This is a genomic window from Enterococcus sp. 4E1_DIV0656, assembly GCF_002140695.1.
Taxonomy (GTDB): domain Bacteria; phylum Bacillota; class Bacilli; order Lactobacillales; family Enterococcaceae; genus Enterococcus_D; species Enterococcus_D entomosocium.
On sequence record NZ_NGLF01000005.1, the window covers coordinates 85,146 to 90,711 of the forward strand.

The 5,566-nt window shown below is 32.9% G+C and carries 7 protein-coding genes; 3 read left to right on the top strand and 4 right to left on the bottom strand.

Going from position 1 to position 5,566, the window contains the following annotated elements; all coding sequences use genetic code 11:
- The 4 genes from A5882_RS20050 to A5882_RS19495 form a co-directional block, all read right to left on the bottom strand.
- Positions 1-257 (bottom strand): hypothetical protein (locus tag A5882_RS20050; RefSeq protein ID WP_217808292.1); only part of this gene is annotated, 257 nt, incomplete at its 3' end.
- A 26-nt stretch (positions 258-283) separates the two neighbouring features.
- A complete protein-coding gene (locus A5882_RS19485; RefSeq protein WP_086373584.1) occupies positions 284-913 on the bottom strand; it encodes a hypothetical protein in 630 nt (209 codons plus the stop codon).
- A gap of 35 nt (positions 914-948) precedes the next feature.
- Positions 949-1,479 carry a hypothetical protein gene (locus A5882_RS19490; RefSeq protein WP_086373585.1) on the bottom strand — a complete coding sequence of 177 codons (531 nt, stop codon included), beginning with the start codon at positions 1,477-1,479 and terminating at the stop codon, positions 949-951.
- 64 nt (positions 1,480-1,543) lie between these two features.
- Positions 1,544-3,487, bottom strand: a complete 1,944-nt coding sequence (locus tag A5882_RS19495; RefSeq protein WP_086373586.1) for a hypothetical protein — start codon at positions 3,485-3,487, stop codon at positions 1,544-1,546.
- Between the two features lie 427 nt (positions 3,488-3,914).
- Here A5882_RS19495 and A5882_RS19500 point away from each other — a divergent pair, with 427 nt between their 5' ends.
- The 3 genes from A5882_RS19500 to A5882_RS19510 all read left to right on the top strand — a co-directional run bounded on the left by A5882_RS19500 (position 3,915) and on the right by A5882_RS19510 (position 5,385).
- Positions 3,915-4,187: a hypothetical protein gene (locus tag A5882_RS19500; RefSeq protein ID WP_139843276.1), complete on the top strand. Its 273-nt coding sequence runs from the start codon at positions 3,915-3,917 to the stop codon at positions 4,185-4,187.
- Positions 4,188-4,437: 250 nt separating this feature from the next.
- Positions 4,438-4,701 carry an ATP-binding cassette domain-containing protein gene (locus A5882_RS19505; RefSeq protein ID WP_086373588.1) on the top strand — a complete coding sequence of 88 codons (264 nt, stop codon included), beginning with the start codon at positions 4,438-4,440 and terminating at the stop codon, positions 4,699-4,701.
- Positions 4,702-4,716: 15 nt separating this feature from the next.
- Positions 4,717-5,385 carry a response regulator transcription factor gene (locus A5882_RS19510; protein WP_086373589.1) on the top strand — a complete coding sequence of 223 codons (669 nt, stop codon included), beginning with the start codon at positions 4,717-4,719 and terminating at the stop codon, positions 5,383-5,385.
- Positions 5,386-5,566: the final 181 nt, after the last annotated feature.

The following is a 5,566-nucleotide window of genomic DNA, read 5'->3' on the forward strand; positions in this document are numbered from 1 at the left end:
ATATTTCCCAATTGAGGTAGTTTCTTATTAGTTAAATTAACGTATAGTTCACTACTGCTAGTTATAACAGGATTCAAGCTATTGTTATTTGATGAAGATTCTGAATTGCTTGTATCAGAACTATCCGAGGTCTGGGGATGTAGAGTACCATTGATAACAATTTCAGTTTGTTGTGCAGAAGTATTAATACATGATAATAAATTTACACTAACCAATATAACAATCCCTAAAAAGGAACATAATATTTTCTTTATCAATGTGTACACCTCTCTACATTAATTTTTTACCAACTAACCGGTGCAAAAGTTAGTGTCATAGTGAATGTTGGAGTAATCGCTGTAGATAATGCTGATGAAACAGATCCACCATAAGAAAATGTTGCTGAAGCATTAGCTACAGTACTTGTATCTGTAGCTGCTGTGTCTGTAGATAATAATTGTCCGACTTTATTTGCCAAAGTCAATGTTGAAGCTTGAGTAACTGCGACCGATCCTTCTGAAACAAGTTTTGCTGATGAGTTCTGACTCGAGTCATCACGTTTAAAATTTACAGTCAAATCCTTAATAGAAGAAATATCCACACTATTAGTCTGTGTAATTGCCGTTGGAGTAACTGTAACAGGTCTTCCTGAATTGTTTTTTATCGTATATTTTGGTGACTCAATAGTTGTACTAGATGAAGTATTATAAAAAATTGTTGCTGTGTCTAATGTGACATTAATCCATGAGTCTGATCCTTCAGGAATCTCAGCATCAGGGTCTGTATTATCGGCACCCAAAGTCCCATTAATAGTTACATCCCCAGTATTAGATCCATCATTGATCGTAGTTTCAGCAGCATACGCCGTAGATGTTATAACACCTAAACTCCCTACTAGCAAACTTACTACGAAATTAAACATATTTTTTTTCATTTGACGCACTCTCCTTTAAAATTTTTTCGTACATATCAAAAAACTGCTATACTAACTTCTGCAGCTACTTGACCTTTTGCCTCTGAAGTTTTCGAATCATACAATTTAAATAGGGCTTTTCCTGTGTAATTTCCCGGTTCTAAATGTGTATCTAATGTGGCATTTCTGACTTCATAACCAACTTGTATTGATCCCGATGTATAAATCGTTTGTCCATCATTCAAAGTGATTTCAACTGCAATAGGATAGGCATTATTAGGTGGATTCTGAATATAGATATCACTCGAATCATTATTACTATCTACATTAATTTCAGAACTAATAATCATTTGAAATTGGCTATCGTTGACAGCTTTTTGTGCATACTTTACTATATCGCTATCTGTCATTTCCGATGCATCTTTTTCATCCGGTAAAAAACTTCCTGCAATTATGGTAGTTTTTTGTTCTTCTGTTTTGTTTGTAAATACATACCAACATATGCCTCCTGACAACAATAATATAATCAGAAGCAGTATGAGTAGTATGTGCTTTTGTCTTGTTTTTTTACTTGTTTGATTTTTCAAAATGAAGTGCTCCTTGTCTCATAAAAAATTAACCTCTCTAATAAAACGATACGTTCATAACTTTTTAATCCTGAATGCTGAATGTTAAAGAATATGAACCATTCTTTTCACCATCTAATGGACCCGAATAGTTTCCACTCAAATAAAAAGAAGCAAAATTTTTTGTTGAATCTATATAAGATGATAACGATATTGCAATATTTGTGTCTATATCATTCAAATTGATTAATGATATGGCAGGATTGCTTGGGGAATTAATATTTAAGTTTAAGGTTGATGCATGCTTACTATCTTTTTCAATCTTGTTAACTAAAGAAAAACTAGATTGAATTTCTGTAAGAGTAGATACACTAATGGTGACTGGAGTATTGCTATGATTGATTATTTTATAAGACTCACTTTGATAATCACCAATGATTTTCGATTTAAAATCAATATTTTTAGGAAACTCAACAAAAATTCCTTTTTCAATCACTTGACTTACTTCCACCCACTTACTCGTTGATGTGGTAGAAAAATCTCCTACTGCAGAGCTTGTATAAGTCTTATTACCACTGATTTGACCATAAACATAATAAGTATGAGCAAGTAGATTATTTACTGTGTAAGTGAAATTATCTGTCAATGAAACATCAGCAATTAATTTATCCTCAGTCGCATTCTCAACACTACTCTGGGATCCTTCGCTTGTCATACTACCACCTGTATTTAAAGAATCAGCAGTAACTTTGTAATTGGTCTGGAATATATCATAGTCCTCTGGACTATAATATATTGGTTCACTGATATTCAAATCGCTCTGATTGGCAGCAACTGATGAACTTGTTAATAATTCTTCGATTGTGATTTGTGGTTCATAAATCCAAACAGATTTTCCGGTTGTATTCGAAGGAGAAATTGTCTTAGAATCTGCAGAATTAAATAAAGTATAATCAGTTGTTTCGGATTCACCTAGCTTTAACATACTTGATTGATAATCATATTCTTGAATAGTATCTAAGCGATTTACAATCAAGGCGTTTCCTGTAAATAGTGTGGAATTTGTATTAGTATTGTTTTTAGAAAATAGTACACTTTTCGGAGATGTTACATTTAATGACGTTGTTCCATTTAAGCCCCAGGAAAGCGTACTACTTTTAGTGCTCTCAAAGGAAGCTTTAGAGTTATTGGCTAAGTTAATATTGGTCGTTGAGGAAGAATTGGTGTTTAAATAGCTGTAACTAGCATTCCCCCCTCCCGGAACTAAATTGTATTCAAAGTTTGAATTCGTTCCTATTGTTAGGTTAGCAGAACTTGATGTTAACAATGAATTTTTACCGTTTATTAGAGAAACATACGAATTAGTACCCAATTCTACATTGAGAGCGCCGACTCCTTGTTCTCCTGCAAAGACAGATTCTGTCGTACCCGAAGCAACTTTTATATTTGTAATGCTTGAATCATCAAAAATAATATTCTTGTATCCTGTGGAAAAATATCCTCCGCTACTCGTATTTGGTATATTGAAATTGTTTGTACCACTGAAATGCAAGGTATTTCCGTCAGAATAGTAGCTATTAAAAGGCGCTCCGTTTGTTCCCAAAATATCATAATCAACGTTCTCAATATTCAAAGTCAGATTTAAATTAGTCCCCAATTCTGTGTACGGGTATAAAATCCCAGCATTGGTAGAATTTTTATAAGTAGTATTTCCGAATTTTAGATTGGTGTATGTTACATTAATTGATGAAGTAATCGTACGAAAAGGCGAACTATAATCATAGTATCCGTCTGTACCAGTATATCCAAATAGTAACGAATGTTTCTCATTTCCACTATTACCAGATCCGTCTATAATGGTATCTGATGAAAAATACAGTGGTTCAATTGTTTTATTGGCAGAAGTTCCTCCAGAGTTTACAGTTGCTCCATTTGGAAATCCATATACGATATCTGCAGTCAATAAAATATATTTTTTTATACTGCTAGGAGCTGTGATTGCTGCTTTAAGTTTCGCATAAGTATCCACCTCATATAAGGTGTATCCGTTTGGAGTATCTGCATAGATTTGTTCTGTGTATATTGTAAAAGTAATAGCAACAAAAAAAATAATTGATAATAAAGCTTGGCATAGTAATTTCTTAATAACTTCCCCCTCCTCTTTTCAAATAACAGCATATTTTTCACTTCAGCTTTTATCAAACCACAAATCTTACAATTATTTCGACTTCCTTCAATTATAGCTACTTAACTTTTCATAGTAAGATTATAATTTATTGATTTTTCTACTTTTAAATTATATACTAACAAAACGACAAAGACAACACGTTGTCTATTTTTGGATAATTAAAATCGAGAGGACACTGACTTGGGAAGCTTAGGGAAATATTTTGATTATTACGAAACTTTCTTTTTGAAAATTTCAAAGGAACATCCATTAATTGAAAAGAAATACTATGAAATTAAGAAAGAATACTACCATCTGTGTTGTTCCGAAAAAAATTAAAGAACCTTTAATTTTTGTATCGGATTTATTAATGCTTGATGCAAAGCTACAAATACTATTTGAGCTTTCTCAAAATAATAGATATTTAAATTTAACTGATAATGATATAAATAGAATTTGCGAAACTGATAGTAAATATTATTATTTAGAAAACTTCGAAAAAAAATTAAGTGATTCACCTCCGTATTCTCTTCTATTTCTAAACTTTTTCTTTGATAAATAAATGTGAGCTTATGTTAATTGGTGAATTTTATTATACATCACACGATGAATAGTCTATTAAAATCTACGATTTTGCTCAGCGAGGAGTCTGCTTATTTTAGAAAAACTATGGTGGTGTATGACCTTTCCATAAGAAAAAAATTTCAAGAAATAACTAGCGGATTAATTTCAAGTGAAATTAGACAGAATAATTAGGTGAAATAGGAGATTTTGGATAATTTTAAAATATTTCTTGAAAAATCATTCTACACATGAAAAAATGCCACAAGTTATCTGGTGAGCAGCAGCGAGTGGCAATTGCCCGATCATTAGCGTTGGATTCTGATCTAATCATTGCAGACGAACCGACTGGCAGTCTGGATCTGGCAAATAGCGAAAATGTTATATCGATCTTTGAAGAATTACAAGACGCTGGCAAATGCATCATTTTCGTTAGTCATGACCTGACCTTCAAAGAGATTTCTGATTGTGTATATACCATCAAAAACAGACTGCTGACCTTGCTTAAAGACTAAAGGAGGAGGAGCACCATGCAAAAAGAAATTCTTCTCATCGAGGACACCAATGAAATCCGAAGAGGAATCGAGCTGAGTTTAAAAAGAGAAGGCTTTCAGGTTACATCCTTTGACCGAGCAGAATCCGCATTAAAATTTTTGGAAAAACAAACGTTCGATTTGATTTTATTAGATTTAAAATTACCGAAGATGAGTGGGGAAGAGTTTTTAAACCATTTAGTCGGATGCAATCAGATACCAGTTATTGTTATCAGTGCATTGAATGATGAATTTACTCAAGTAAACCTATATAATAAGCGGATTGAAGATTATGTAGTCAAACCCTTTTCTATCAATATCCTTTCGTTAAAAATCAATGCAATTTTACGTAGAGCGGGGGCAAAGGAAAACACTACTATCACCTATAACGAGCTGAGCTTAGAGGTCAATAACTATCAAGTTCGTAGGCAAGACCAGCCGATCGAATTGACCTCGAAAGAGTTTGAGCTTTTGCAGATGATGCTTTTAAACCAAGGAAAAGTTTTTTCAAGAGAGGAGTTCTTAGATGCGATTTGGGGATATGATTCTTTTGTTGATTCTAGAGCAATTGATGTTCACATCAAAAATCTCCGTAGCAAATTAGGGAACAGTAGTATTCAAACTGTTAAGGGGATCGGTTATCGAATTGAAACAGAGAAAAATTAAGTGGAGCATCAGTGGTTGTACCTTTGATTATCAGATTGATTTCACCATAAAAGGAAAAGGTCATTTAATTGTCTGAATTTCAAAAGACAGATTGGGAAAGAAATATGATTCTTAGTTAGTTAATAAAATGGAGCTTCCAAATTAGTCCAAATACTCTTTTTGCTATACTCATAGTGAATAC